3 protein-coding genes are annotated in these 1,938 nt (G+C 70.9%); all 3 read right to left on the bottom strand.

Annotated elements, in window-relative coordinates; translation table 11 throughout:
* Positions 1–72: 72 nt before the first annotated feature.
* Positions 73–978, bottom strand: a complete 906-nt coding sequence (gene truB / locus C1I97_RS36250) for a tRNA pseudouridine(55) synthase TruB (RefSeq protein WP_111007157.1) — start codon at positions 976–978, stop codon at positions 73–75.
* On the bottom strand, positions 975–1,427 hold the full coding sequence (gene rbfA, locus C1I97_RS36255) for a 30S ribosome-binding factor RbfA (protein WP_111007158.1): 453 nt from the start codon (positions 1,425–1,427) through the stop codon (positions 975–977). Before rbfA ends, truB begins: the two co-directional genes overlap by 4 nt.
* An 84-nt stretch (positions 1,428–1,511) precedes the next feature.
* On the bottom strand, positions 1,512–1,805 hold the full coding sequence (locus C1I97_RS36260) for a DUF503 domain-containing protein (protein ID WP_111007159.1): 294 nt from the start codon (positions 1,803–1,805) through the stop codon (positions 1,512–1,514).
* Between the last annotated feature and the right edge of the window lie 133 nt (positions 1,806–1,938).

The raw sequence follows: 1,938 nt of genomic DNA on the forward strand, positions 1-1,938 counted from the left end.
ACCGAGGGGGGACCGTGGAGCGGCGGCAGTGGGACACCCCGTGCTCGCCGCTCCACGGGTGGACGCCGGACGTCAGCCGAAGACCGCCAGGCTCCTGGCCTTGCCCCGCTGCGCCTCCACGAGCGCGAGGAAACGGCCCTCGGGACCGAAGACGGCCACGGGGCCGGTGCCCGCGTACTCGTCGGGCATGTCCAGCCGTACGCCGTTGGTGAGCAGCCGGGCACGCCGGGCGTCGACGTTCCAGCGTGGGAACGCGGCAGCGGCCGCCTCGGCGATCGGCATCACGGTCAGCTCCTGCTGGAGCTGGTCCAGCGTCCTGGCGGAGTCCAGTTTGTACGGGCCGACGCGGGTGCGGCGCAGCGCGGTGAGGTGGCCGCCGACGCCGAGGTCCGCGCCCAGGTCGCGGGCGAGGGCACGGATGTAGGTGCCGGAGGAGCAGACCACCGACACCACCAGGTCGAGCACGGGGGTGCCGTCGTCGGCGACGGCGTCCCTGACGTCGTACACCGCGAAGGAGGAGACGGTCACCGGCCGGGCCGGGATGTCGAACTCCTCGCCCTCCCGGGCGCGCTTGTACGACCGTACGCCGTTGATCTTGATGGCGCTGACCTTGGACGGCACCTGCATGATGTCGCCGGTCAGCTTGGCGACGGCCGTGTCGACCGCGTCCCGGGTGATTCGGGAGGCGTCCGTGGAGGAGGTGATCTCGCCCTCGGCGTCGTCGGTGACCGTGGTCTGGCCGAGGCGGATGGTGCCGAGGTACTCCTTCTCGGTCAGCGCGAGGTGGCCGAGGAGCTTGGTGGCCTTCTCCACGCCGAGTACGAGGACGCCGGTCGCCATGGGGTCGAGGGTGCCGGCGTGGCCGATGCGGCGGGTCTTCGCGATCCCGCGCATCTTGGCCACGACGTCGTGCGAAGTGAAGCCCGACGGCTTGTCGACGATGACGAGGCCGTCGGGCGGGGTGGGCTTGCTGGTCATTCGGTGGTGTCGTCCGTCTCGTCGTCGGACTCCGGCTTCCGGTACGGGTCCGCGCCACCGGCGTAGGAGGCACCGGCGGAGGCCTCGCGCACCTTCGCGTCGGAGGCGCGGGCCTTGTCGAGGAGGTCCTCGATGGTCCGGGCGGTGTCCGGAAGGGCGTCCGCGACGAAGGTGAGGGTGGGGGTGAACTTGACGCCGGCCGCACGGCCGACCTCGGAGCGCAGGATGCCCTTGGCGCTCTCCAGGCCGGCGGCCGCGGCCTTGCGGTCCTCGTCGTCCCCGTAGACCGTGTAGAAGACGGTCGCCTCCCGCAGGTCACCCGTCACCCGGGTGTCCGTGATGGTGACGTGCGAGCCGAGCCGCGGGTCCTTGATCCCGCGCTGCAGCTTCTGGGCCACCACCTCTCGGATGAGGTCCGCCAGCTTTTTCGCCCGCGCGTTGTCGGCCACTGGTCCGTCTCCCGTTCTTTCTTCTTCTGCCTTGCGTGGTGTGCGTGCTGTGTCTGTCCGGGTGGTGTCCGTCCGGTCGCCCCCCTAGTCGTCCTCCCCGTGGAAGCGGCGTCTGACGGACAGCAGCTCCACCTCGGGGCGGGCGGCGACCAGCCGTTCGCACCGGTCCAGTACGTCGGTCAGGTGCGTCGCGTCGCCGGAGACCGCGGCGAGGCCGATGACGGCTCGCCGGTAGAGGTTCGTGTGGTCCACCTCGGCCGCGCTCACCGCGTATTTGCGCTGGAGCTCGGCGACGATCGGGCGGACGACGGAACGCTTCTCCTTCAGCGAGTGGACGTCGCCGAGGAGAAGGTCGAAGGACAGAGTCCCCACGTACATGTGTGTGACCGGGTTGCCCGCCGGTACGGGGTCGGTGGTCCTGCCATCCGGGCGGGCAGGGACATCAAGAACGGTACCGCGAACCTGGGCGGTGGCTCGACGGGGTTTTCCCCGCCCGCCCGGATGGCAGGAC

The sequence above is a fragment of the Streptomyces sp. NTH33 genome (assembly GCF_003236365.1).
Lineage (GTDB): Bacteria > Actinomycetota > Actinomycetes > Streptomycetales > Streptomycetaceae > Streptomyces.

Excerpts from the sequence above, each read along its gene's own strand:
- truB (WP_111007157.1), bottom strand. The coding sequence starts at position 978 with ATGACCAGCAAGCCCACCCCGCCCGACGGCCTCGTCATCGTCGACAAG.
- C1I97_RS36260 (WP_111007159.1), bottom strand. The coding sequence starts at position 1,805 with ATGTACGTGGGGACTCTGTCCTTCGACCTTCTCCTCGGCGACGTCCAC.